Raw genomic sequence first — 24485 nt, 5'->3', positions numbered from 1 at the left:
AAATGGAAATTAAATGTGTTAATTTAACATTTCAAGATGAATTAGTTCCTTTAGAAAAAGTGAATAAACTGATTATCCACCACACATCCGAAGATGGATGGGATGTGTATAAAACACATGAATTTCATCAAAAAGTAAGAGGATGGAGCGGGATCGGTTACAACTATTTTATTGAAGAAGATGGAACTGTAGTTGAAGGACGAGGTTTACATATTGGAGCACATGCGAAAGATAATAATAGAAATACAATTGGAATATGTATGACGGGTAATTTTGATAAATATGATCCAACTACCGCACAAATGAATGCATTATATTCTTTATGTAAAATGTTTATGAAGCAGTTTGGTATAAAGAAAGAAAATATACTCGGTCACAGGGAGCTAGAAGACGTTACAAAAAGTTGTCCTGGAAAGCGTTTTTCTATGGTAGAGTTAAGAAACGGATTATTTTAAATATAGAGGAGTAAGAAATGATGATGAATATAAAAATACCAAATGATAAAAAAGAAGAGCTTGTAGCACAAATTCAGCAATTTTTCGTTGAAGAAGATTTAGATGAAATTGGACGTTTTCAAGCAGAGCGATTAATAGAAGAAATGATAAAATTAGTAGGACCGTTTGCATACAATCAAGCAATTGGGGATGCTAGAAAGCTTGTAACAGAGAAACTATCTAATATTGAAGAAGATTTGTATGTGTTAGAGAAGAATGAAGGAAAGTAAACTTTCTCCAATTATAAAATAAGTATTTGCCACGGCTTTTTCCGATGTTCTGTTTAGAAAAGGCCGTGAAGTTGTTTTTGAACATATAAAATAAAACCTCTTTTTCCCCAGGACCTTAGAATTTAAAAAACGTTATTCTTTCTTAACAAGCTAGATGAGAAAGAATAACGTTTTTATTTTTACAGATTGAGATTAAAAATATATTATCTTAATTTTATCTTTTTTTAATAATTTATTTATGGGCAATTTATAGTTGCTATTTATAATTTCTATATATAACAGCTATGGATACTACGAGAGAAAGAACTTTGGCGATGTAACACTTTGTATCCATTCAGCTGTAATCAAAATTTACAACATGAATTGCTCACTTAGAATCTTATTTTGGAAGATAAGTGGTGTAATTCTTTGTTAAATGAAGGAAGGGATTGGGAAGTTATGAATAAAACAATTTTAAAAACATGTATCATATCAGCAGTTTTAGGTGGAAGTTTATTAAGTGAAACGAATGGAGAGGTGAAAGCAGAAGCGGCTACACCACAAACGAATCATACGGGTGTATTCAAAGATGTTCCAAAGGGGCACTGGGCATCTGAGGCGATTCAGCAATTAACAGGTGAGAAAATCATTTTTGGCTATGATGATGGGAGATTTGGTTTTGGAGATAATGTAACACGCGAACAAGTTGCCGCTTTAATGTATCGTTATTTTAATATGGTAGAAAACAAAAATTATGCGAACCCATATGGGGATATAAGTGAAGATTCGACAAGCTATATAAAGGAAATCTTGTCTTTAACAGAAAAGGGTGTTTTTACGGGTGACGAGAATGGGAACTTTAGACCGAAGGCATCCTTAACACGCGCAGAAATGGCACAGATTCTTACAAATGCTTTTCATTTAAAAGCAAAGAGTGATCACACTTTTACTGACGTTTCAACGAACTCATGGGCAAGAAATGCAATTAGTGCTGTTCAAACAAATAATATTGCAAAAGGAGTAGGAGGAGGGAAATTTGCTCCAAGTATGGATGTGACGCGTGAACAGTATGCACAATTTTTATATAAAGCAATACAAGAAACTGAGCAAACTCAACAAACGAAAGGACAACTACTAGCTAGCATACTTGGTGAAACAAATTGGCAAGGGACAAAAGTATATGACAAAAATCATAATGATGTAACGAAAGAAAATCAAAATTTCATTGGGCTTGCAAAATATGATGCTAAAACTGCAAGGTATGAATTCTTTCATGCAAATACAGGAGAGAGTCGTAATGATAGCGGTACCTTTTTTATAACGAATGATGGAAAGAAAAGAGTGTTAATTTCTGAAACGCAAAATTATCAAGCAGTTGTTGAATTAACGCAATTAGATAAAGAGAAATTTACATATAAAAGAATGGGGAAAGATGCAAAAGGAAACGATGTAGAAGTGTTTGTTGAACATATTCCTTATCATGAAAAAGAACTTTCTTTCACGCGACCTGATAAAAATTTAGAGAGCTCGACGGGTAAAATAGTTACAGATGTTGATGGAGATAAAATATTATCTAGTACACTATGGAACGGAACGGTGGTATTAGACGAACAAGGTAATAATGTAACAAAATACAACTCAAACTTTATTAGTCTAGCAAAATACGATAAAAATACAAATAAATACGAGTTTTTCAATGTGAATACAGGAGAAAGTCGTGGGGACTATGGTTTCTTTGATGTTGTACATGGTAATAAAATAAGAGCCCATGTTTCATTAGGAAATAATAAATATGGTGCGGTTCTTGAACTTACAGAATTAAATAAAGAGAAATTTACGTATACAAGACTAGGGAAAGATGCGAATGGAAAAGATATAAAAATCTTTGTTGAGCACGAACCGTATACAGGTGACCTAAAACCAAATTTCACAAAGTAATCTTTTGCTCTAGCAAAGGTATTATGTTGGGGAATGTTGGTAAGGAGAAGCCTCAGTGATTAGGAAGTTATATAGTAGAAGAAAAATAGCTGTTTATAGACAAATAGATGCCTTAAGGCATCTATTTGTCGTTTTAAAATGATTTTACAGGTAAATATAAAATACAAATTCTTTTTTCTCGGATCTAGTAACTCCCTACTTGCACCACCATACATCTTTGTTCTTTTTTATTTATTCTCTTTATGCTCTTTATATTCATGTACTTTCTCTTTTACATTACCAACCGTATCTTTAGCAGTGCCTTTCACTTTATCCCATTTTCCTTCGGCTTGTAATTTTTTGTTGTCAGTTACTTTCCCGACAACTTCTTTTACTTCACCCTTTACCTTATCAATAGCACCTTCTACTTTTTCTTTTAAACCATGATTATGTTTAGTCATACATTTCTCCTCCTTGTAGTTTGATTAGAATTCTCTTTTCATATTGCAAGTTGAATGATGTATCTAGTAATAGCGTAACAAATATAGTTTGAATATTCAAATGATTAATAGGATAGAAAAGGAATTGTCATGAAATGTATAAAATTGTAATGAGAAGAGAAAGAATGTAAATTACATGTCTTTTGCAGTCCATATTGATTTTGTATAAGCAATTTTCATATGGGCACGTTCCATATTATTTTGACTGCCGCTACCGAACCTTGCTTGTCCGACTATTAAATGACAGTTTTTCGCTAGGGCTTTTTCTATTCGTTTTTGAATTAAGGCAGTATGACAGCCTTTACGCTGAAATTCTGGCAAAGTAGCAGAAGCAGCTAATGAAGCAATCCCATTATTTATATACAGGACACCAATGCCTGCAGGAGTATTTTGAACTTCGGCTATGAAAAAATGCCAGCCAGGTTTATTGTAGAGAATTTCGTTATTTTGCCGTACGCCATCTTTTGTAAAGGGTGGCATGTTAAATCCACGTACATATATGTCTGCAAAAATATGAAATTCATTTTCTTTTAGTTGGCGTACTGAAATGTTAGAAGGAAGAAGGGATGGATCTTCTCTCGGTATACTATATAAAGCGGTATGGAAGCTGGATTGGTAAAATCCTTTTTGAGATAAGTATTGAAATAATTCAGCTGTACCTTGAGCGGGTGTAATTTCAAAACGACAAGGGATTTGTAGCGATTGATAATAAGAGATGGTTTCATCTATCTCATCTGTATTTGTAAAGGTAACGCCTTTTACTGTGTTAAAAGCAGGACCAGCAATTATTTTTGATGAAAAGGCAGTGGCACTCCCGAACTTTTTCATTTGTACTTGCATTGGATTTTCAGCTAACGCTTGTAGTGCTTTTAGTCTAGAAGAGAGCATATGTATTTCTGCGTTTTCAATTTCTTGAGCTGCATTGAGTGTCATAACTGTACTCATACTATTCCTCCGTCAATAAATATATTTCATAGTATATATACGATGTTTGTTCTGAGATTCCTGTTGAAATGTAAGAGAATAAGAGGTTTTTTGGAAGGGAAATGGAAGTGAACTGTCGAAGGGAGTGGAAACAGATTAAAGGTGGTGCTCTCATGAAACAGAAAGACGTGCAGACATGCTCTAACTGTGGTTCTCATAACATAGGAGAAGGAGAGTTTGTCGGTTATGCACAAATACGGAAAAAGGAGACGATGTTCACATCTTCACCAGTAGATGCTTATATTTGTACAGATTGCGGGAATATCCTTTTATTAAAAGTAAGACATTATGAAAAGTTTAAGCAGAAGCCGTTATGATTATTGAGAAGTGTTTTTATTAGGGGAGTTATTAGGAGTAATATTTTACATATATATGAGTATGCCTTATATAAGGAGATGACAACATATACTGTCGCTATATGACATACAAAAATGTATAGAAGAAATTGTGAATCAATATGAGGAAGAAAAATTAGTCCCTATTGGAATATTTCATATCGAAAACTCCTTTAAATGAATAAGGGAGTTTTTATTTTTTATAACAATAATTACCTTTAATTGTTATAATTAGTTATTAGGGGAGGGTGGTTTATTAACGCCACAATCTTAGGAGAAAAATAGCTAAATCGTATATAAAACCGCTATATAACACAATCGCAACCATAAGTTGACAAAGTGCAACCGCAGGAAGATAGAGATAAGGGCTATGTTTACATACAATTTAGTTAAGAAAACAAAGGGGGACACACATATGGGATTTGGTGAGAAGCTTTTTAAATTAAGAAAAGAAAAGGGGCTTTCTCAAGAAGCATTAGCTGAGAAATTAAACACAACAAGGCAAGCGGTTAGTAAATGGGAAAACGGTCAAGGTTTTCCTGAAACTGAAAAGTTAATAATGATTGGAAATGTATTTGAAGTATCACTCGATTATTTATTAAAAGAAACTGCTGAGCAAAGTAATGAAAATGTGGATGGTTATTATGTAAGTAAGGAAATGGCAGAAGGGTATATAGTATATGGACAAAAAATTTCTAAATATATTGCGTTAGGATTTAGTTTGCTTATTTTATCTACAATACCGTATTTATTATTTAAGGAAGATGCAACATTGTCGACATTCCTTGTCATTATTATTGCTGTTCTTGGAATTGGAGCAATGATGGTATCTGCAACGATAGAAGAGAGTCGATACAATGTATTGAAAAAGGAAGCACTATTATTTGATCAAAACTTTCTAAAAGAATTGACAAAAAGATATGCAATTATTAAGAAAAAGTATGCGGCAGTAATGATCATTGGATTTTGTTTTATAGCCGCAGGCGCAATCCCGTTTTTGCTTGAGAAAAAGCATATCACTTCAGGAGAATTAGTACAGTATCACCCTTATTGTGTTGTACTTATTGCTATCGGAGTTTATCTTTTTGTTCGTGTGTTAGGAGTATTAGAGGCGTATCGAATTTTAGTAGAAAATAAAGAATATAGTAATCGTCTTATTTTTAAACTGAAAAAGAAAGTGAGAGAAAAAGTGGATAATTTTTAATAGGAGAAAACATATTTTTATTAAAAGTTAAGATAGGAGTGTAATGATGTCAAATCTTCTAGAAATTGTAAATTTAAGTAAAACATTTGGGAATAAAGTTGTTTTAAGAGATGTTTCCTTCAATGTGCGGTCTGGATCAATTGTTGGATTCATTGGTAACAATGGAGCTGGGAAATCAACAACCTTTAAAACAGTATTAGAGTTAATTTCTAAAGATAATGGTACAGTAAAAATATTTGGTAAAGAAAATATAAATAAAGATGCCAAGATTAAGGAAAAGATAGGAGTCGTATTTGATGCTATGAATCTACCGGCTCATCTTACGATAAAGCAACTAAACAAAGTTTTTGAAAAGATGTTTGAATCTTGGGATCAAGATAATTTTTATCGATTAGTTCATTCTTTCTCTTTACCTACTAATGAGAAAGTAGGTAAATTCTCGCGTGGAATGTCAATGAAACTAACTATAGCTGTTGCGCTGTCACATAATGCAAAATTATTAATCCTAGATGAAGCGACGGGAGGTCTCGATCCTTCATCTAGGGAGGAGGTGTTGGAGGAATTAAAAAGTTTTGTGAGTAAAAATAATGGTGGTATACTACTTTCTTCTCATATTATGAGTGATGTAGAAAAAATAGCTAGCCATCTTATCATTATAAAAGATGGAGAAATTTTATTGAATGAAGAGAAGGATAAGGTTTTGGACAATTATGCCATTGTAGATGTTGATGAGGAACAACTAACTTTAATTAACAAAGATATAGTTGTGGTGAAAAGGAATAATGGTTCTTATTTCAATGTACTTGTATCAGATGTGCATAAACTACCAAATGGCATTTCTCATAGAACCATTTCGATAGAAGAAATGAGTGTCTTATTAACGAGGAGTGAAAAATAAATGAGAGGTTTATTATTGACAAACTATTATCTAGTGTATCGAACTTTCTTTATGTTCATGGGAATAGCGATATTAGGAGCAGGATTCGTTTTTTATTTTGGTGATGCTTCAATGTACCGTTTAATTGCTACGTTTATTATCTTTTTTGCTGCGATTCCTGCACTTGAAGTTATTAAATATGAGAGTAAGTCAGGTTATGAAAAGTATGTACTTACTTTACCGGTTACTAGAAATAACATTGTACAAAGTCACTACCTTTTCTATTTTTTAGTTGTAATCATTGGTACTGTATTATCATATGGCATATTTTATGTACATGGTTTCATTTCCGATACACCAATTGATGATGGTATATTTAAGAGTGTTTCTTTAGGGACGTTCATCATTCTTAATGCCGGAGCAATAGCTTATCCACTCCTCTATATTTTTGGAGCAGAAAAATCTGATGCTATTACAATTGGAGGCGCATGTGGGGGACTTGTTACTTATTTTGGATTACAAAGTGTAATTGGATATCTAATAGAACAATTTCCAATATCAAATTTAAATTCATCTGTATACGTTTCAATTCTATATACAATATTTGGCGTTATCATATATATCTTTTCTTATTTCATTTCGGTATTTATATATCGTAAGAAGGAATTTTAATATATTTTCTCTTAGTATTTTCTGAATTATTTCCAAAGAAATAATTCAGAAAATACAGAAAAATGTCGTAATTATTCGTAAAAGTCTGTTATAATAAACGAAAAATGAAAACGCTTTAAAGGGGGATGTAACCAATATGATGATGAATGTACCGCTAACAATTAGTTCTATGATGGAAAGAGCAGAGAAACTGTTTTCGAAGAAAGAAATTGTTTCACGGACACATGATACAGTTACGACGTTAACGTATAAGCAGTTAGGTGAAAGGACGAGAAGACTTTCAAGTGCGCTAAAAAAATTAGGAATTAAAGAAGGCGAGCGTATAGGAACGTTAGCGTGGAATCATCATCGACATGTGGAAGCGTATTTTGCTATTCCTGGTATTGCTTCCGTTTTACACACAATTAATATTCGTTTATCTCCTCAACATATTTCATACATTATTCAGCACGCAGAAGATCGCATTCTACTTATAGATGAAGATCTCGTACCACTCGTTGAAAATATTCAATCGCAATTATCAACTGTACAAGCCTACATTATTATGACTGATAAAGATGAACTTCCCAATACTACGCTAGAACCTGTATATCATTATGAAAAGCTATTAGAAGAAGGCGATCCAACTTTCCAATTTGTAAAAGATATTGATGAAAATACACCTGCTGGTATGTGTTATACGTCAGCGACTACAGGAAACCCAAAAGGTGTTGTATATACGCATCGTAGTACTGTACTACATTGTATGGCACTCGGTTTAGCGGATACAGCTGCTTTATCGGAAAGTGATGCGGCGATGGCAATTGTACCGATGTTCCATGTGAACGCTTGGGGGCTTCCTTTTGCAGCTACTTGGTTTGGAACTAAACAAGTTCTGCCAGGACCAATGTTTACTCCAAAAATTTTATTAGAGATGATTCAAGCTGAAAAAGTAACGATAGCAGCAGGTGTGCCGACAATTTGGCTCGGTGTATTACAAGAATTAGAAAATAATAGTTACGATTTATCTAGTATAACGAGAATATTATGCGGTGGTGCTGCTGCACCGAAAAGCGTTATTAAAGCATTTGAACAAAAATATAATGTTCCTTTCGTACATGCATATGGTATGACTGAAACAAGCCCACTCGTAACACTTGCACGTTTAAAAAGTTATGAAACAGAATTATCATATGAAGAGCAATTAGAAATCCGCTCAAAACAAGGATATCTTGTCCCTGGTGTAGAAATGAAAGTAGTCGGTACAAACGGTGAAGTGGAGTGGGATGGTACTGAGATGGGAGAGTTATGTTTACGAGCACCTTGGATCGCTGAAAGCTATTATAACGATGATCGTACTGTCGAAGGATTCCGAGACGGTTGGTTATATACTGGTGATGTTGTTACAGTTGATGAGGAAGGCTGCGTGAAAATTGTTGATCGTACGAAAGATGTTATTAAAAGCGGAGGTGAGTGGATTTCTTCAGTTGACCTTGAAAATGCATTAATGGCACATGATGCTATATTTGAAGCAGCTGTCGTTGCCGTTCCTCATCCGCAGTGGCAAGAGCGACCAATTGCCTGCGTCGTTCAAAAGAAAAATAGTACAGTAACAAAAGAAGAAATATATGAGTTTTTAAAACCACAGTTTGCGAAGTGGTGGTTACCAGACGATATTGTATTTATGGAAGAAATACCGAAAACATCTGTTGGGAAGTTTTTAAAACAGGCGCTTCGGAAAGAACTTGAGCATTTGCATAAAGAGAAATAATCGAAAAAATTGTAAACCTATATTTAAAAAAAGTTGACAAAACCTAAATAGAAAGATAATATAACTCCTATAATATGTTATCTAAAAATCGTTTTAAGTTTACAATAGGAGAAGCAAATATGAATACAAAAAACTTAGTTTTCGTCGCTTTATTTAGTTCTATTATGGGAGTGTTAGGGTTAATACCTCCAATTGCTCTTGCTATTACACCAGTTCCGATTACATTACAATCACTCGGTGTTATGCTTGCTGGTGGATTATTAGGATCACGTCTTGGTGCGTTAAGTCAGCTTATTTTCTTACTTATAGTTGGAGTTGGAGCACCATTACTTGCTGGTGGACGCGGTGGTCCAGGCGTATTTGTTGGGCCAAGTGCAGGATATTTACTTGGTTATATCGTTGGAGCGTTTGTCATTGGTTATTTAATTGAGCGTTTACGTGAAGTTTCTATAATAAAGGTATTATGTATTAATATAATTGGTGGTATTTTCGTAGTTTATGTATTTGGTATTATTGTACAAGCCTTCTTTATGGATGTTTCTATATGGCAGACGATGAAAGTAAGTGCCGTATTTTTACCAGGTGATTGCATAAAAGCGATTATAGCAGCAATTCTTGTAACGAAATTACATCGTTCATTGAAACATATTATTACGCCTGCTCTAAAAAGTGGGAAACATACAAATGCAGGATAAGAAAGAGAAGAAACACGTTCATTGCGTGTTTCTTTTTATTATTTTTTAAAGAAAGGACGTCTCAAATGGGAATTACGAAAGAATATAAAAAGCACGCCTCTTTACAACCAAATAAAATAGCGATAAAGGAAAATGATCGAGTTTTAACATATAAAGAGTGGTTTAAGTCAGTGTGTAAAGTAGCAAACTGGTTGAATGAAAAAGAATCGAAGAATAAAACAATAGCAATTGTATTAGAAAATCGTATGGAGTTTTTACAACTATTTGCTGGTGCTGCTATGGCCGGATGGGTTTGTGTGCCATTAGATATAAAGTGGAAACAGGATGAGCTCAAAGAAAGAATTGCAATCAGTAATCCGGATGTGATTGTGATAGAGCGATATAAGGTAAATGATCTACCTGGTGAAGAAGGAAGAGTAATAGAAGTTGATGAGTGGAAAAGAATGATAGAGAACTATCTTCTTACATATTCCACTATAGAAAATGTACAACATGCTCCTTTTTATATAGGATTTACGTCAGGATCGACTGGGAAGGCGAAAGCATTTTTACGTGCACAGCAATCGTGGGTTCATAGTTTTGATTGCAATATACATGACTTTCATATGAAAAAAGAAGATTCTATTTTAATAGCTGGGACGCTCGTTCATTCTCTTTTCTTATACGGCGCAATAAGTGCATTATATGTAGGGCAAACGGTGCATATTATGAGAAAGTTTATTCCAGATCAAGTACTGGATAAGTTAGAAACAGAAAATATTTCGGTCATGTATACAGTTCCGACAATGCTAGAATCTTTATATAAAGAAAACAGAGTAATAGAAAATGAAATGAAAATTATTTCGTCAGGAGCCAAATGGGGAGCTGAAGCGAAAGAAAGAATAAAGAGTATATTTCCTTATGCACGAAAATATGAATTTTACGGTGCATCGGAACTAAGTTTTGTAACAGCACTAGTTGATGAAGAGAGCGATAGAAGGCCCAATTCAGTAGGGAAACCTTGTCACAATGTGCAAGTTCGAATATGTAATGAAGCAGGAGAAGAAGTACAGAAAGGTGAGATAGGAACTGTTTATGTGAAGAGTGATCAGTTTTTTATGGGATACATATTGGATCAGGTTTTCATTCCGGAGTTGACTGCAGATGGCTGGATGACAGTACGAGATGTAGGTTATGAAGATGAAGAAGGCTTTATTTATATTGTCGGTAGAGAGAAGAATATGATTTTATTTGGAGGAATTAATATTTTCCCAGAAGAAATAGAAAGTGTATTACATGAACATCCAGCTGTTGATGAAATAGTTGTAGTTGGTGTGAAAGATAGTTATTGGGGTGAAAAACCTGTCGCCATCGTAAAAGGAAGTGCTACGAAGCAACAATTAAAAAGTTTTTGCTTACAACGATTATCCTCGTTTAAAATACCGAAAGAATGGCATTTTGTAGATGAAATACCGTATACAAATAGCGGGAAAATCGCTCGTATTGCAGCAAAAAATATGATTAAAAACCGGGAGAAGATATATGAATAGAGCGGTTATTGTAGAAGCGAAAAGGACACCTATCGGTAAGAAGAATGGGATGTTTAAAGATTATGAAGTTCAGCAATTAGCAGCGCCACTTCTTACGTTTTTAAGTAAAGGAATTGAGAGAGAGATAGACGATGTTATATTAGGGAATGTTGTTGGACCAGGAGGGAATGTTGCAAGATTATCTGCTTTAGAGGCAGGACTTTGCTATCATATTCCTGGTGTAACGATTGATCGGCAATGTGGTGCGGGTTTGGAAGCAATTCGCACCGCATGTCATTTCATTCAAGGCGGGGCAGGTAATTGTTATATTGCAGGAGGGGTAGAGAGTACAAGTACATCACCATTTCAAAATAGAGCGCGATTTTCACCAGAAACAATTGGTGATCCTAATATGGGAGTGGCGGCTGAATATGTTGCAGAGCGTTATAATATAACGCGAGAAATGCAAGACGAATACGCTTGTCTTAGTTATAAACGGACACTGCAAGCAGTAGAAAATGGATATTTACAAGATGAAATACTTCCGTTTAATGGCTCTTTTGACGAAGCTATAAAACGAGAAATGAATTATGAAAGAATGATTAAAAGAACAATGCCTGTATTTTTACAAAATGGTACAGTAACGGCAGGTAATTCGTGTGGTGTAAATGATGGGGCATGTGCCGTTCTTGTAATGGAAGAGGAGCAAGCCCGAAAATTAGGATATAAGCCTGTACTTCGTTTCGTTCGTAGTGCTGTAGTTGGAGTGGATCCAAATCTTCCGGGGACTGGTCCGATATTTGCGGTGAACAAATTATTAAACGAAATGAATATGAAAGTAGAGGACATCAATTATTTTGAAATAAATGAAGCATTTGCTTCAAAGGTTGTTGCTTGTGCAAAGGAGTTACAAATTCCTTTTGAAAAATTAAATGTAAATGGTGGAGCAGTTGCGCTCGGTCACCCGTACGGTGCATCTGGAACTATGCTTGTGACACGTTTGTTTTATCAAGCGAAAAGGGAATATATGAAATATGGAATTGCAACGTTAGGAATAGGTGGTGGAATAGGGCTTGCGCTATTATTTGAGAAAGTAGAAAACTAGAAAGGGACTAGTTTTCTACTTTTTGAGGAACATAAGCATTGCTACCAGGTTTTGCTTTTATTTCATTCCAAGCAGCGATAGCATCAGCTTTTGATTTTCCTTTGTTATTTGGATCTTCGAAAAAGTCGCGAGTGAAACAATTGTATTCAAACTGCGCGCTAATAGTTGTTTTATAAGTAGGGTCTTTTTTACGTTCGTTTTCTTCATGCCAAAAAGTTATCGCATCTTCATATGTTTTTCCAACATTCTCTTTAAAAAACTTTTGAAGAGCAACCGTAAAGCGGAAGTTTGCTCCGATTTTTTCTTTGAAAAAAGTACGAACATCTTCGCTACAGCGATGATTGTTAGTAATAATCGTTTGAAGAGAAAGGTTTTTATAAGAGAGGGAAGCTTTACTCATCTTTTGATCAGAGTTGTTCTTTAATATTTTACCAGTAATTAAATAATGTGAGATACGCTTGGCTATTTCAATCTTAGAGCCACTAGCTGGTACCCCATGCTCACGACAAAATGTTTGCAGTTCTGCTTTTAACCAATAATAGTTTTGGAAATCTTCAAGTGATATAGACTTTGTTAAAGGTGGACGCATGAATGTAACAACTTCTTTCTTCCATAATTTTCTTTAATTATAAAACGTACGTTCTTTTTGTGGAAGGATTAATTTGTAAATATAATGGGAAGAGGGGATTACATATGGAAAATGTAATGCAAGTTCGTGTTACAGGAATTTTAATTGAAGGTGAAAAGATTTTGTTAGTAAAGCAAAAAGTTGCTAATCGCAATTGGTCTTTACCCGGGGGAAGAGTAGAGAATGGTGAAACGTTAGAAGAAGCGATGATTCGAGAAATGAGAGAAGAAACAGGATTGGCGGTTAAAATTAAGAAGCTACTCTATGTTTGTGATAAACCAGATGCTAGTCCATCTTTATTACATATTACGTTTCTGCTTGAAAGGATTGAAGGTGAAATTACGCTACCTTCTAATGAGTTTGATCATAATCCAATTCAAGATGTGCAAATGGTACCGATTAAAGATTTAAGTCAATATGGTTTTTCGGGAACTTTTATCACTCTTATAAGTGAAGGTTTTGCAAGTGCAGGGAGTTATCAAGGTTTGAAACAAAATATAGGCTTGTAAATATAGTTGAAGGATAGCTGTTAGCTATCCTTCATAAGCATGTTTTACACAGCTGACTGTAAAGAAGAAACAAGTTGATTTAAAAATTCGTCCCCGGTCATAACCGCTTTTCCGCCGCCGCGCGCACTCTTTTTATTTCCGCCACCTTTTCCTTCAATAGCAGGAAGAGCATCTTTTAAAAGTGCGTTCATATCAAGTGTGACTGTTTTTCCGCAAGCGAGGATGCATTGTAGTTTGTCATCATTTTCGATAACGAAATATGTAATGGTATGCTCTTGTTGTTCTGTAATAATAGCAGAAAGCTTTGCGATTTCTTGCATAGAACGATTTGTAAATACTTTAGAAATAAGTATGCCAGCATGTATTTCGGCAGGTTGTTGCAGTAGTTCGTTTGTCTCTGCATATAATAATTTTTCATTCATTGTTTGTATTGCTTTTTCGTTTTCTTTTTGAGAAGTAAGCAGTTGTGCTACTTTTGCTGGAATATCAATCTCGCTACTGTTTAATTGTTTAGAAACATCCTTCATAATTTTTTGCTGTTGCCCCATTAATTTAAGTGTGCGCCAGCCAGCGATAAACGATAATCGTATGCCACCTTTATTGCGCTCCCATCCTAATACTTGAATAGGACCTACTTCACCTGTACATTTCGGATGTGTCCCGCCACAACCGTTGTAGTCGTAATTTTCGATAATAACAACACGTATATTTTCTGTTAATGTCGGTTCTTTACGAAGGGGTAATGTTTTTGCTTCTTCTAAGTTCATCGACTCGATACGGATTGGATGGTTTTCAAAAACAATTTTGTTTGCAATTTGTATTGCCGTTTCAACTGTTTCTGCATGCAGATTTTCTGTTTCTAAATCAATTGTTATCGTTTCTTTACCAAGATGGAATCCAATCGTAGGTATATTAAAGTGGTCCCAAAAAGCAGCAGATAAAATGTGCTGAGCCGCATGTTGCTGCATATGATCAAAACGGCGCTCCCAATTGATTTTGCCTTCTACTTCTTCTGTATGTAATTTTTCTATAATGAAGTGACGAATTTCTCCATCTATCTCTTCTACATTGATTACATCGATATCATTTAATGTACCAGTATCATATGGTTGTCCGCCACCTGTCGGATAGAATGCCGTTTCGTTTAAAACAACGTATAAGTTACCGTCTTTATCATAATCTTGCTTTATGATTTTCGTAGTAAAGTCTTTTTTATAAGCGTCAGTGTAATATAATTTTTGCTCCAATTTTCTTTCCCCTTTCGTGTTCACTAGTTTCATTGTAAAGCAATTGAAATTAGTTTCCTAATATTTCAGAAGAAAGAAACTATTTTTGGAATTTTCTTGCTATAATAAGAAAAAGAAAATGCGGGGGTGGAATGAATATGTTATATGAAAACGGTGTAGATAAACTGCTTAGTTTAAGTAAAAATATTTCTGAATTGTATCGAGAATTAAATGAAATGACCCGGATTTTAACGGATTGTAATCGAGAAAGTGTGAAGTTTGATCGGTTATATGTAAAAGAGGTACTGTGGAAGAGAGAAGATGTAATAGAGAAATATGACCAACTACTTGTGCAACTTTGTATAAATGAATGTTTTGATCTAAAAAGTGTCATTACAGGGGAATATAAGTATACATATGAAGAAGTAGAAAATATCGTTTTACAATTTAATGAGAAGTATAATGTCGCAATTTTAATTAAAGATGTTTGTAAAGAATTACAGTTTACATATGGCATAGATATGGACATAACGAGAACAGCTCGGGTATCAACAGCTCAAGTATAAAAAGGGAAAAGAAAGCAGATCCTTTGCTTTCTTTTTTTATGTAAGAACAGGGAGAGTAGGTTTTTAAGATGAAGGGGAAGTTGCAAAATATACATCCGTTAGGAATGACAATTATAATAGGGACTTTATTTGCGAGGTTTGCCACGTCAATGAGTATTCCTTTTTTAGCAATTTATTTAACGACTGTTAAAGGCGTATCAGCAGGAATGACGGGTGCTATTATCGGAACGAGTGCACTTGTTGGGGTGTTTGCCAGTTTTATTGGAGGGAATTTATCGGATCGATTCGGCCGAAATATGATTATAATATGGTCCATGATTGTTTGGGTGTTTGTATTTATAGGCTTTTCGTTTGCAAATCATGTTTTAAGTTTCTTTTTATTAAATGCTCTGAATGGATTATGTCGGTCTTTTTTTGAACCGACTTCAAGAGCATTATTATCAGATTTAACGAAACCAGAGTATCGTTTACTCGTATATAATTTGCGTTACGGTGCAATCAATGTTGGAGTAGCAATTGGCCCACTTGTCGGATTACAGATTGGAAGCGCAAAATCAACAATTCCTTTTCTAGTAGCAGCTGGAGTATACATTCTATATACAGCTATATTAGCGTTCCAATTTAAGAAGTATCCAATTGAAAAAAAGAAAGTAAATACAGAAAAGCCTGTCACAATGTTAAATGCAATTCGCATTTTGCGGAAGGATGTCGTATTTTTAGTTGCTTTGGTCGGTATTATTTTGAGTAATTGTGGTTTTTCTCACTTAACGACAACAGTATCACAATATTTTGCAAATGCACATATATTTCAGGATGGAGTGAAATTATTTTCATATATGTTAGCTTTAAATGCGATTGTTGTAGTTGTAATTCAATACCCTGTTATTCAAATGTGTAAAAAGTATACACCGCTAGTATCCATTATGATGGGAACTTTATTTGTGAGCGGAGGATTGTTTGGATTTGGAATAGTAGAATCTACGCTAGGTGCTGCCATTTGCACAATTATTTTTACAATTGGAGAAGTTCTCATGTTTTCAATGACGGATGTATTTATAGATGGTATAGCTGCTTCGCATTTAAAAGGAACGTATTTTGGAGCAATGGGGTTTTCGGGAATTGGAGCAGTAATTGGTCCATGGGTTGGGGGTGTACTGCTCGATTACTACGGTTATCAAAATGGATTTATTGTCTTTTCAGCGCTAGCTATATTTTCAACTGTAGCATTTCCTGTACTTTTAGTTACAAAGGGTTTATTGAAAAAGAGGGATGATAGAAATTGTAATTTAGAATTACATGCGAAATGAAATAAGCCCCAGCAGACGACTGGGGTTTATTTTTGTATTCATCCCGCTATTTGCGGGCAGTAAAACTCCTATTGATTAAAGTTTCACTTTATTTTAATTCTCAATTTGAAAAAGAACTTTTTCTTCATGTTTATTAGAAATTTCGTTTTTGGAAATATGAATGGCTAAATATCCATTCTCTAAGCAGGCTAGCATCTTCTTATAAATAATAGTAGCGGGTAAAGGAATGATCCGCTGCAAAGAACTATTATTATGAAGTATGCAAATATTTAGGCCTGTCTCCATCTTTTTAATGACTACATTTTGTTCGGATACATTTGGTACATCTGTTTCCAAAATGTACTCTTGTTCAGTTTCGCAAAGGTCAATATGAATTTGATTTGGGAAACTAAAGTTACTACAAGAATCAGAACAAAATTGATCCATCCATTCTTCGAAACCATCAACATGAAAAAGACAATCTTTCTTTTTCTTGCCCATGTAAGACACCCTCCGTAAAATCTCAATTCATACTATGTTATGCATGAATGAAGTAGGGGTGAAGAATAAGTGGAAAAATATAAACATTGTATGTGATGAAGGTAACTAGTGTGAACCTTTTGTTTTACATATCATGATGTGCATGATTTTTTTGGCGTGAATGGTTACGGTTTTTTACTTTATGAGATCCGCTTAATGGTTCAGGTTGTCCCTTTTTTTCTTTCGCTTCGTGATTGTTTTTTTCCATTGTATGTGACACCTCCTCTTTCTCTTTAGAATGAGAGAAGTTTGCAAATTTATACGAGAATGTTTTTAGAAAAAAAGGTAAAGATAAATGGGACTAACTATTATGGAAAGGGGATTATATAATGCCATATCATAAAGATAAACAACAAGCTTTTCAAGCAGCGCAGCAAGGGGTTACACAAGCAGAACATGCATTTAACAACATTGTGAAAAATGATCCAAACTACGGTCATGATTTAAAAGAGTTACGCCAAGAGGTTCAGGAAGCGTATGAACAGATTCAAAATGCGCTAGAAGTAGCTTCAGAAACACAACGTCCACAACTTGAGCAATACGAAAATAATATCCAAAATATTATGCGAAATGTAGATGAATTAGAAAAGTAAATGAGGTTGTTGTGTATTCGACAACCTTATTACTTTGACAAATGTTATGCTAAAACAGAAAATCTTTCTATTCGTTTTTTCTTTATTATGCGCAGTACATATATTTCAAGTTGAAAAAGTGGAAGCGAAAATGTTGCTCAGAAAAGAGCTAGAACCAACTGGCTATGTAATATGGGAAGTACCTAATAATGAAAAGATTATTGCCATTACATTTGATGATGGACCAGATCCAACGTATACACCACAAATTTTAAATTTATTACGTCAATATAAAGCAGAAGCGACATTTTTTATGATTGGATTTCGAGTGCAGCGTAATCCATATTTAGTAAAGCAAGTGTTAAAAGAGGGGCATGAAATTGGAAATCATACGATGAATCATTTGTATGCGAGTAATTCATCAGATGAAAAATTAGAAAATGATATTTTAGATGGAAAGAAATATTTTAAAAAATGGGTGAAAGAACCTTTGCTATTCCGTCCTCCTGGTGGATATATTAACGATGCTGTATTTAAAACAGCGAAAGAAGCTGGTTATCAAACTGTTCTATGGTCTTGGCATCAAGACCCACGTGATTGGGCGAATCCAGGGGTTGAATCCATTGTAAATCATGTAGTGAAAAATGCTAAAAGTGGAGATATTGTATTGTTACATGATGGAGGAAATAATCGTAGTCAAACAGTAGCAGCGCTAGCGAAAATTTTACCAGAGCTGAAAAAGCAGGGCTATCGATTTGTAACGGTTTCCGAATTACTACGTTATAAACATTAGAAAAAATCCCAAAAGGAAAATGGACCTTTTGGGATTTTTCGTTACTGGTTCTTTTTACGTTTTTTATTATTCTGTCGCTCCGCTGGAGTTAAGGGCTCGTTTGCAAATTCTTCATTGTAACCAGTTCCTTGTCCTTGTGCAGATGCAGCATTCATTCCTGAAATAATATGATTTGCTTTTCTTTTACTCATTTTATTTCACCTCTATAGCTTTTTTTGTAAGTTGAATGATGAGCAGTTCATAGTATGTATGAACTGTAAGTAAAGCGCTAATAGAGCACTTTACTTTATAGTAATAGTATTCATAAGGAGCATGAACATTATTCAAATTTAGAAACATAAAGAAAACTTATGATAATCTATAAGTTTCTTATTATTTACTTATTTAGAAAGTTGTAATAAGATATTATCGTAAGGTATTGAAAAGTTTGTCTAAATTTTATATTCAGACAACTTAGTCACGTTTAACAGGGGGGAAACATAATGGTCAAACATAATCCATTTCAATCACGTGCAACTTTTGAAGTAGATGAAAAAACGTATCATTATTATGATTTGAAAGCGCTTGAAAACGCAGGGGTTGGCAACGTATCTCAATTACCATATTCCGTGAAAGTTTTACTTGAATCCGTACTTCGTCAAGTAGACGGACGTGTAATTACAGAAGAACATGTTACAAATTTAGCGAAATGGGGAACGAAAGATGTGCAAGATATCGATGTTCCATTTAAACCATCTCGTGTAATTTTACAAGATTTCACTGGTGTTCCAGCTGTTGTAGATTTGGCTTCGCTTCGTAAAGCAATGGCAGATATGGGCGGGGATCCTGATAAAATTAATCCAGAAATTACTGTAGACCTTGTAATTGACCACTCTGTACAGGTTGATAGAGCGGGAACGGCAGACGCGCTTGCATTCAACATGGACTTAGAGTTTAAACGTAATGAAGAACGTTATAAATTTTTAAGCTGGGCACAAAAATCATTTGATAACTATCGTGCAGTTCCACCAGCTACAGGTATTGTACACCAAGTAAACCTTGAATATTTAGCGCCAGTCGTTCATGCTGTGAAAAATGCTGAAGGTGACTTAGTTGCATACCCAGATTCATTAGTTGGAACAGACTCACATACAACAATGATTAACGGTATCGGCGTTCTTGGATGGGGCGTTGGTGGTATTGAGGCAGAAGCTGGAATGCTTGGACAGCCTTCATACTTCCCAGTACCTGAAGTAATTGGTGTGAAATTAACTGGTACACTTCCAAGTGGTACTACAGCAACTGACGTTGCATTAAAAGTAACACAAGTATTACGTCAAAAAGGTGTAGTTGGTAAATTCGTTGAGTTCTTCGGTAATGGACTAAAGAGCATGCCTTTAGCTGATCGTGCAACAATTTCAAACATGGCACCAGAATACGGCGCAACTTGTGGATTCTTCCCAATTGACGATATTTCATTAGAGTACTTACGTTTAACAGGTAGGGATGAAGAGCAAATTCGCATTGTTGAAGAATACTGTAAAGCAAATGGTTTATTCTATACAGCAGACAGCAAAGATCCAATTTACACTGATCTTGTTGAAATTGATTTAAATACAATTGAATCTAACCTTTCTGGACCGAAACGCCCACAAGATTTAATTCCACTTTCAGATATGAAAGATGCGTTCCACAAAGCTGTTTTAGCACCAGTTGGAACACAAGGACTTGGATTTAATGCGCAAGAGTTCGATAAAGAAGTGAAGGTTACATTAGAAGATAAAGAAGTAACGATGAAGACAGGTGCAATTGCAATCGCTGCAATTACAAGCTGTACAAATACATCAAACCCATACGTATTAATTGGGGCAGGTCTAGTTGCGAAGAAAGCAATTGAAAAAGGGCTTGTAGTACCTGAGTACGTAAAAACATCATTAGCACCAGGATCTAAAGTTGTTACTGAGTACTTAGATAAATCAGGTTTAACAACATATTTAGATCAATTAGGTTTCCAAACAGTTGGTTACGGCTGTACGACTTGTATCGGTAACTCTGGTCCGTTAGCGCCAGAATTAGAAGAATCAATCGCAGCAAACGACTTACTAGTAACATCTGTTTTATCTGGTAACCGTAACTTTGAAGGTCGTATTCATCCACTTGTAAAAGCGAATTACTTAGCATCACCACCACTTGTTGTGGCATATGCACTTGCAGGTACTGTTGATATTGATCTGAAAAATGATGCAATCGGTAAAGATGCAAATGGCAATGCTGTATACTTCAACGATATTTGGCCATCAGCTAAAGAAATTGAAGATGTAGTTCAAAGTGTTGTTACATCTGAACTGTTCAAGAAAGAATATGCACAAGTATTTAATAGCAATGAGCGTTGGAATGAAATCCAAACTTCAAATGAAGCTTTATATACTTGGGATAATGATTCAACATACATTCAAAACCCACCATTCTTTGAAGGATTATCTAAAGAACCAGGTGAAGTTGAAACGTTATCAGGCTTACGCATAGTTGGTAAATTTGGTGACTCTGTAACGACAGACCACATTTCACCAGCAGGTTCAATCGGTAAGCACACACCAGCTGGACGCTACTTATTAGAAAACGGCGTACAACCAGTTGACTTCAACTCTTACGGTTCTCGTCGTGGTAACCACGAAGTTATGATGCGTGGTACATTCGCGAACATCCGTATTAAAAACCAAATCGCACCAGGAACAGAAGGCGGATACACAACATATTGGCCAACTGGTGAAGTAACATCAATCTATGATGCTGCTATGAAATATAAAGAAGATGGCACAGGCCTTCTAGTTGTTGCTGGTAAAGATTACGGTATGGGAAGTTCTCGTGACTGGGCTGCGAAAGGTACAAACTTATTAGGTATTAAAGCAGTAATCGCAGAAAGCTTTGAGCGTATTCACCGTAGTAATTTAGTGTTAATGGGTGTGTTACCACTTCAATTTAAAGATGGCGAAAGCACTGAAACATTAGGTCTTGTTGGTAATGAGTCATTTGAAATTCAAATTGACAAAACAGTTAGACCACGCGATCTTGTAAAAGTAGTTGCAACTGATGCAGATGGAAACGAAAAACAATTTGAAGTAGTAGCTCGTTTCGATAGTGAAGTTGAAATTGACTACTACCGTCACGGTGGTATTCTGCAAATGGTTCTTCGTGAGAAAATTGAAGAATCTAAAGTGTCGAACTAAATAATTGAAATGAATGATAGGAAGCTAATAACTGTTAGCTTCCTTATTTTATGGAAAGGGATGAAACCGAATGGTTTCATCCCTTTCTTTTTACTATAAAAATGGAGGGAATATCATGAAGGAATATAAAAGAATATTGTTACCGTTACAGAAAGAAAAAGTGTTAGTAATAGCAGCTATATGCAGTGGACTCTTTGCAGCTATTTTAAATTTATCTCGTCCACTATTCATGGGGCTAATTGTAGATAACCTGATTCAGCGGGAATTAAAAGCTGCGTATGTATATATTGCATTGTTTGCAGGGAGTCGCTTGTTGATGTGGGTGAACAATCTTTCATTTGATTATATAAGCTCCAAAGCGAGTCAGCGAATATTACGAGAGAAGCGTATAAATGTATTGCATCATTTTTTCTCATTACCGTTTGAAGAGAGTGAGAAGATTAAACAAGGAGAGTTAGAGACGTTAGTTGTGTCTGATATTCCGAATTGGATTAGGTTATATGGTTCTATATTAATAGAATATATACACGCTATTGCGCAATTTGTAGGTGCGTTCATAGCACTACAACATATAGATATAAAGTTCATATTGTGGGTAACTCCGTTTTTATTTTTAAGTGCAACTGTTCCGATGTTAATGGGAGAAAAGGTAAGAAATATTGCAAGCATTGCTCAAAACAATCAGTCAAGTGTTGTAGAGATGGTGTCACAATTTGTAAAAGGAGCACAAGATTTACGTAGTTTGCAAAAAGAAAATTGGGCCATTCGCTTATTTCAAGGAGTAACAGCACAATCTTATAAAACAGAAGTAAAGAAGACGATGATGCAACACTGCATTGGAGTAGTTGGGACAGTGATTGAAACAGGGGCATATATCGTTGTTCTCATTATAGGCGCGCAAAAAATAATGAAGGGAGAAATGGAAGTTGGTTCAATTATTACAGTGTTAGCCACAATTGAAATGCTCTTTTTTCCAGTCCGTTACGTTGGCGATTTATTAATGATGACACAAGTTGCAGTTGCTTCGGCAAATAGAGTTTTTTCTTTTTTAGATAAACGAGTGGCAAATAGTAATCGAGAAAGAGCGATGGGAATGACGGTAACAAATGTTTCATTTCAAGAGAATGATGAAGAGAAATGTAGAATTCATAATATTGATTTGCAAATTAATCCTGGTGAACTCGTTATTATTGTGGGAGAAAGTGGTGCAGGAAAAACAACGCTTTTAAAATTAATGACAGGGTTGTATAAACCATCTAACGGTAGCATTGTTTCTTACGGTAATGAGGCACGTATGACTACAGTGTGGCAAGAACCTCGTTTCTTTCGGACGGCAGTAAAAGAGAATATGTATTTCGAGGAGAAGTGTCTAGAAAAGCAGTTAGAAAAAAATATTGAACTTGTAAATATGAAGCCAATTATTAGAGATTTATCGGAAGGGATTCAAACTGTACTACATAAAAGTGGTGAAGAGTTTTCGGGAGGAGAAAGAAAACGTCTTGCATTATTACGTGCCATTGTTTCAAATCCGAATCTTATTATTTTAGATGAACCAACTGCGGGATTAGATCCGAGCAACCAAGAAACAGTTTGGAATATGATAGAAGGATTAGGAAGAGAGGTCACGAGAATTGTGGCAACACATGATGTAGAGAAAGCGATACTAGCAGATCGTGTTGTCATAATGAAAGAAGGAAGTATTGTTGCATGTGGAAGTCCTGAAGAATTAATACATAGTCATTCATTTTTACAGAGATGTGAATAAAGATAAGAGCATTGCTCTAATCTTTATTCAGCGTCATTTATTTGATACTCGATAGATTCGGAGTGATTCAGATCAACGTTAAAAGTAGCAGTCATAAGGAGCGTTGCAATTCCAAGGATTACGAAAAGGACGAATGAGAATAGAGAGATATAAAGACAAATACGCCCTACTTTCTTTTTTTCAAGATCTTTACTAAAGAGTGAAATAATCCATGTAATAATACCGATTGGGTATAAAAGAAAACTAAGAATAAATAAGGTTATTTTTTCGAATGAATTCATAAACAATCCCCCTTTTGTTGTAGGTTTATAACTACGAGAGTAAAAAGGTGAATGGGTCCATAAGAAGATAAGCAACACTTCATCTGTTTTTCTAATTATATGATAAAAAGGAAAAAATTACACTTTAAATAAGAATATTCTAATTATTTTGACTGTGAATATTTCCAAGCTTGTCCGTATAAGCTAAAATAAGGTATATAGTATTTGAGTGATTAAGTTATAAGAAGATAAACACGTTAGGGTGATATAAAATGTGGCGGAAGCTTACGATTATTGTAGTGTTACTTTGTTTAGCGGGATATGCAGCTTATGAACAGCTTGGTAAAAACGATCAGGCGGTACAAGGGGAGCAAGAAAAAAGTGAAGCTGCTATGAAAGAGATGATTGCAAGTAATGGTATTGAAATAGGGAAGAGTGCACCAAACTTTGCATTAACGAAGTTAGATGGAACGAATGTAAAGTTATCGGATTTAAAAGGAAAGAAAGTGATTTTAAACTTTTGGGCAACGTGGTGTGGACCTTGCCAGCAAGAAATGCCGGATATGGAGGCTTTTTATAAAGAACATAAAGAAAATGTAGAAATTTTAGCAATAAATTATACGCCTTCAGAAAAGGGCGGGGGAGTAGAAAAGGTAAGCAATTTTGCTAAGGAAAAAGGAATTACTTTTCCTATTTTATTGGACAAGAATATTGATGTGACAACAGCGTATAAAGTCATTACGATCCCAACTTCGTATTTTATAGATACGAAAGGTGTCATTCAAGATAAGTTTATTGGACCGATGACGCAAAAAGAGATGGAGAAACGGATTGCTAAGTTAAAATAATGGTGAAAAGGTAGAAGTGGAAAGTTACCATTTCTG

At 34.9% G+C, this 24485-nt stretch carries 27 protein-coding genes and 1 pseudogene; 20 read left to right on the top strand and 8 right to left on the bottom strand.

The genetic code is table 11. The annotated features are described in order from the left end of the window. The first annotated feature begins 2 nt into the window (after positions 1-2). The 3 genes from F8162_RS06005 (at position 3) to F8162_RS05995 (ending at position 2641) form a co-directional block, all read left to right on the top strand. Complete coding sequence (locus F8162_RS06005; protein WP_151634136.1) at positions 3-455, top strand: peptidoglycan recognition family protein; 453 nt, start codon at positions 3-5, stop codon at positions 453-455. 17 nt (positions 456-472) lie between these two features. After that, complete coding sequence (locus F8162_RS06000) at positions 473-724, top strand: DUF2164 domain-containing protein (protein WP_001994665.1); 252 nt, start codon at positions 473-475, stop codon at positions 722-724. Positions 725-1162: 438 nt separating this feature from the next. After that, the gene (locus tag F8162_RS05995) at positions 1163-2641 is read left to right on the top strand and encodes a DUF4822 domain-containing protein (RefSeq protein ID WP_151634138.1); all 1479 of its coding nucleotides are present in this window, start codon (positions 1163-1165) and stop codon (positions 2639-2641) included. A gap of 227 nt (positions 2642-2868) precedes the next feature. Here the strand turns inward: F8162_RS05995 and F8162_RS05990 are convergent, their stop codons facing one another. Together F8162_RS05990 and F8162_RS05985 are read right to left on the bottom strand one after the other, a co-directional pair. Beyond that, positions 2869-3081 (bottom strand): CsbD family protein, encoded by a 213-nt coding sequence (locus F8162_RS05990; protein WP_000160658.1) that lies wholly within the window; start codon positions 3079-3081, stop codon positions 2869-2871. 171 nt (positions 3082-3252) lie between these two features. Beyond that, positions 3253-4065 carry a GNAT family N-acetyltransferase gene (locus F8162_RS05985; RefSeq protein WP_000108767.1) on the bottom strand — a complete coding sequence of 271 codons (813 nt, stop codon included), beginning with the start codon at positions 4063-4065 and terminating at the stop codon, positions 3253-3255. A gap of 152 nt (positions 4066-4217) precedes the next feature. Here F8162_RS05985 and F8162_RS05980 point away from each other — a divergent pair, with 152 nt between their 5' ends. The 9 genes and pseudogenes from F8162_RS05980 to F8162_RS05945 all read left to right on the top strand — a co-directional run bounded on the left by F8162_RS05980 (position 4218) and on the right by F8162_RS05945 (position 12250). Next, positions 4218-4421 (top strand): hypothetical protein, encoded by a 204-nt coding sequence (locus F8162_RS05980; protein ID WP_000810206.1) that lies wholly within the window; start codon positions 4218-4220, stop codon positions 4419-4421. A gap of 3 nt (positions 4422-4424) precedes the next feature. Next, a pseudogene (locus F8162_RS29420) lies at positions 4425-4593 on the top strand (N-acetyltransferase); the annotation flags it as partial. 261 nt (positions 4594-4854) lie between these two features. Further along, positions 4855-5643, top strand: coding sequence for a helix-turn-helix domain-containing protein (locus F8162_RS05975; RefSeq protein WP_151634140.1), 789 nt, complete (start codon positions 4855-4857; stop codon positions 5641-5643). A 46-nt stretch (positions 5644-5689) separates the two neighbouring features. After that, complete coding sequence (locus F8162_RS05970; RefSeq protein ID WP_151634142.1) at positions 5690-6541, top strand: ABC transporter ATP-binding protein; 852 nt, start codon at positions 5690-5692, stop codon at positions 6539-6541. Next, positions 6542-7192, top strand: coding sequence for an ABC-2 transporter permease (locus F8162_RS05965; RefSeq protein WP_151634144.1), 651 nt, complete (start codon positions 6542-6544; stop codon positions 7190-7192). 136 nt (positions 7193-7328) lie between these two features. Next, the gene (locus F8162_RS05960; protein WP_151634146.1) at positions 7329-8942 is read left to right on the top strand and encodes a long-chain fatty acid--CoA ligase; all 1614 of its coding nucleotides are present in this window, start codon (positions 7329-7331) and stop codon (positions 8940-8942) included. Between the two features lie 119 nt (positions 8943-9061). Continuing rightward, positions 9062-9637 (top strand): biotin transporter BioY, encoded by a 576-nt coding sequence (locus tag F8162_RS05955; RefSeq protein ID WP_151634148.1) that lies wholly within the window; start codon positions 9062-9064, stop codon positions 9635-9637. A gap of 65 nt (positions 9638-9702) precedes the next feature. Next, positions 9703-11166: an acyl-CoA synthetase gene (locus F8162_RS05950; protein WP_151634150.1), complete on the top strand. Its 1464-nt coding sequence runs from the start codon at positions 9703-9705 to the stop codon at positions 11164-11166. Further along, positions 11159-12250 carry an acetyl-CoA C-acyltransferase gene (locus F8162_RS05945; RefSeq protein WP_151634152.1) on the top strand — a complete coding sequence of 364 codons (1092 nt, stop codon included), beginning with the start codon at positions 11159-11161 and terminating at the stop codon, positions 12248-12250. Before F8162_RS05950 ends, F8162_RS05945 begins: the two co-directional genes overlap by 8 nt. A gap of 7 nt (positions 12251-12257) precedes the next feature. Here F8162_RS05945 and F8162_RS05940 read toward each other — a convergent pair whose 3' ends face one another. Next, positions 12258-12839, bottom strand: coding sequence for a DUF6434 domain-containing protein (locus F8162_RS05940; RefSeq protein WP_151634154.1), 582 nt, complete (start codon positions 12837-12839; stop codon positions 12258-12260). Between the two features lie 104 nt (positions 12840-12943). Between F8162_RS05940 and F8162_RS05935 the strand changes: the two genes are divergently transcribed. Further along, a complete protein-coding gene (locus tag F8162_RS05935; protein WP_151634156.1) occupies positions 12944-13387 on the top strand; it encodes an NUDIX hydrolase in 444 nt (147 codons plus the stop codon). Positions 13388-13431: 44 nt separating this feature from the next. Here the strand turns inward: F8162_RS05935 and F8162_RS05930 are convergent, their stop codons facing one another. Further along, entirely contained in the window at positions 13432-14634 is a 1203-nt protein-coding gene (locus tag F8162_RS05930) for an alanyl-tRNA editing protein (RefSeq protein WP_151634158.1), read from the bottom strand. Positions 14635-14771: 137 nt separating this feature from the next. Between F8162_RS05930 and F8162_RS05925 the strand changes: the two genes are divergently transcribed. Both F8162_RS05925 and F8162_RS05920 read left to right on the top strand, forming a co-directional pair. Further along, positions 14772-15179, top strand: coding sequence for a hypothetical protein (locus F8162_RS05925; protein WP_151634160.1), 408 nt, complete (start codon positions 14772-14774; stop codon positions 15177-15179). Between the two features lie 68 nt (positions 15180-15247). Beyond that, positions 15248-16486 carry an MDR family MFS transporter gene (locus tag F8162_RS05920; RefSeq protein WP_151634162.1) on the top strand — a complete coding sequence of 413 codons (1239 nt, stop codon included), beginning with the start codon at positions 15248-15250 and terminating at the stop codon, positions 16484-16486. Positions 16487-16579: 93 nt separating this feature from the next. Here F8162_RS05920 and F8162_RS05915 read toward each other — a convergent pair whose 3' ends face one another. Both F8162_RS05915 and F8162_RS05910 read right to left on the bottom strand, forming a co-directional pair. Further along, complete coding sequence (locus F8162_RS05915; RefSeq protein WP_151634164.1) at positions 16580-16966, bottom strand: Hsp20/alpha crystallin family protein; 387 nt, start codon at positions 16964-16966, stop codon at positions 16580-16582. Between the two features lie 124 nt (positions 16967-17090). Further along, a complete protein-coding gene (locus tag F8162_RS05910) occupies positions 17091-17213 on the bottom strand; it encodes a small acid-soluble spore protein P (protein ID WP_151634166.1) in 123 nt (40 codons plus the stop codon). Positions 17214-17334: 121 nt separating this feature from the next. Here F8162_RS05910 and F8162_RS05905 point away from each other — a divergent pair, with 121 nt between their 5' ends. Both F8162_RS05905 and pdaB read left to right on the top strand, forming a co-directional pair. After that, positions 17335-17598 carry a hypothetical protein gene (locus F8162_RS05905; protein ID WP_151634169.1) on the top strand — a complete coding sequence of 88 codons (264 nt, stop codon included), beginning with the start codon at positions 17335-17337 and terminating at the stop codon, positions 17596-17598. A gap of 46 nt (positions 17599-17644) precedes the next feature. Beyond that, the gene (pdaB, locus tag F8162_RS05900) at positions 17645-18370 is read left to right on the top strand and encodes a polysaccharide deacetylase family sporulation protein PdaB (protein WP_151634171.1); all 726 of its coding nucleotides are present in this window, start codon (positions 17645-17647) and stop codon (positions 18368-18370) included. 41 nt (positions 18371-18411) lie between these two features. Here pdaB and sspO read toward each other — a convergent pair whose 3' ends face one another. Beyond that, complete coding sequence (gene sspO, locus F8162_RS05895) at positions 18412-18561, bottom strand: small acid-soluble spore protein O (RefSeq protein ID WP_151634173.1); 150 nt, start codon at positions 18559-18561, stop codon at positions 18412-18414. Between the two features lie 291 nt (positions 18562-18852). On the opposite strand from sspO, the gene acnA reads away from it, so the two are divergent. Then, positions 18853-21576, top strand: a complete 2724-nt coding sequence (acnA, locus tag F8162_RS05890; protein WP_151634175.1) for an aconitate hydratase AcnA — start codon at positions 18853-18855, stop codon at positions 21574-21576. A 115-nt stretch (positions 21577-21691) separates the two neighbouring features. Further along, complete coding sequence (locus F8162_RS05885) at positions 21692-23341, top strand: ABC transporter ATP-binding protein (protein ID WP_151634177.1); 1650 nt, start codon at positions 21692-21694, stop codon at positions 23339-23341. 23 nt (positions 23342-23364) lie between these two features. Here the strand turns inward: F8162_RS05885 and F8162_RS05880 are convergent, their stop codons facing one another. Next, positions 23365-23622: a hypothetical protein gene (locus tag F8162_RS05880; RefSeq protein WP_151634179.1), complete on the bottom strand. Its 258-nt coding sequence runs from the start codon at positions 23620-23622 to the stop codon at positions 23365-23367. A 251-nt stretch (positions 23623-23873) separates the two neighbouring features. Here F8162_RS05880 and F8162_RS05875 point away from each other — a divergent pair, with 251 nt between their 5' ends. After that, the gene (locus tag F8162_RS05875; RefSeq protein WP_151634181.1) at positions 23874-24449 is read left to right on the top strand and encodes a redoxin domain-containing protein; all 576 of its coding nucleotides are present in this window, start codon (positions 23874-23876) and stop codon (positions 24447-24449) included. Positions 24450-24485 lie beyond the last annotated feature (36 nt).

It is taken from the genome of Bacillus sp. CH140a_4T (assembly GCF_008923725.1).
Lineage (GTDB): Bacteria > Bacillota > Bacilli > Bacillales > Bacillaceae_G > Bacillus_A.
This window is presented reverse-complemented; position numbering and strand designations above follow the sequence as displayed.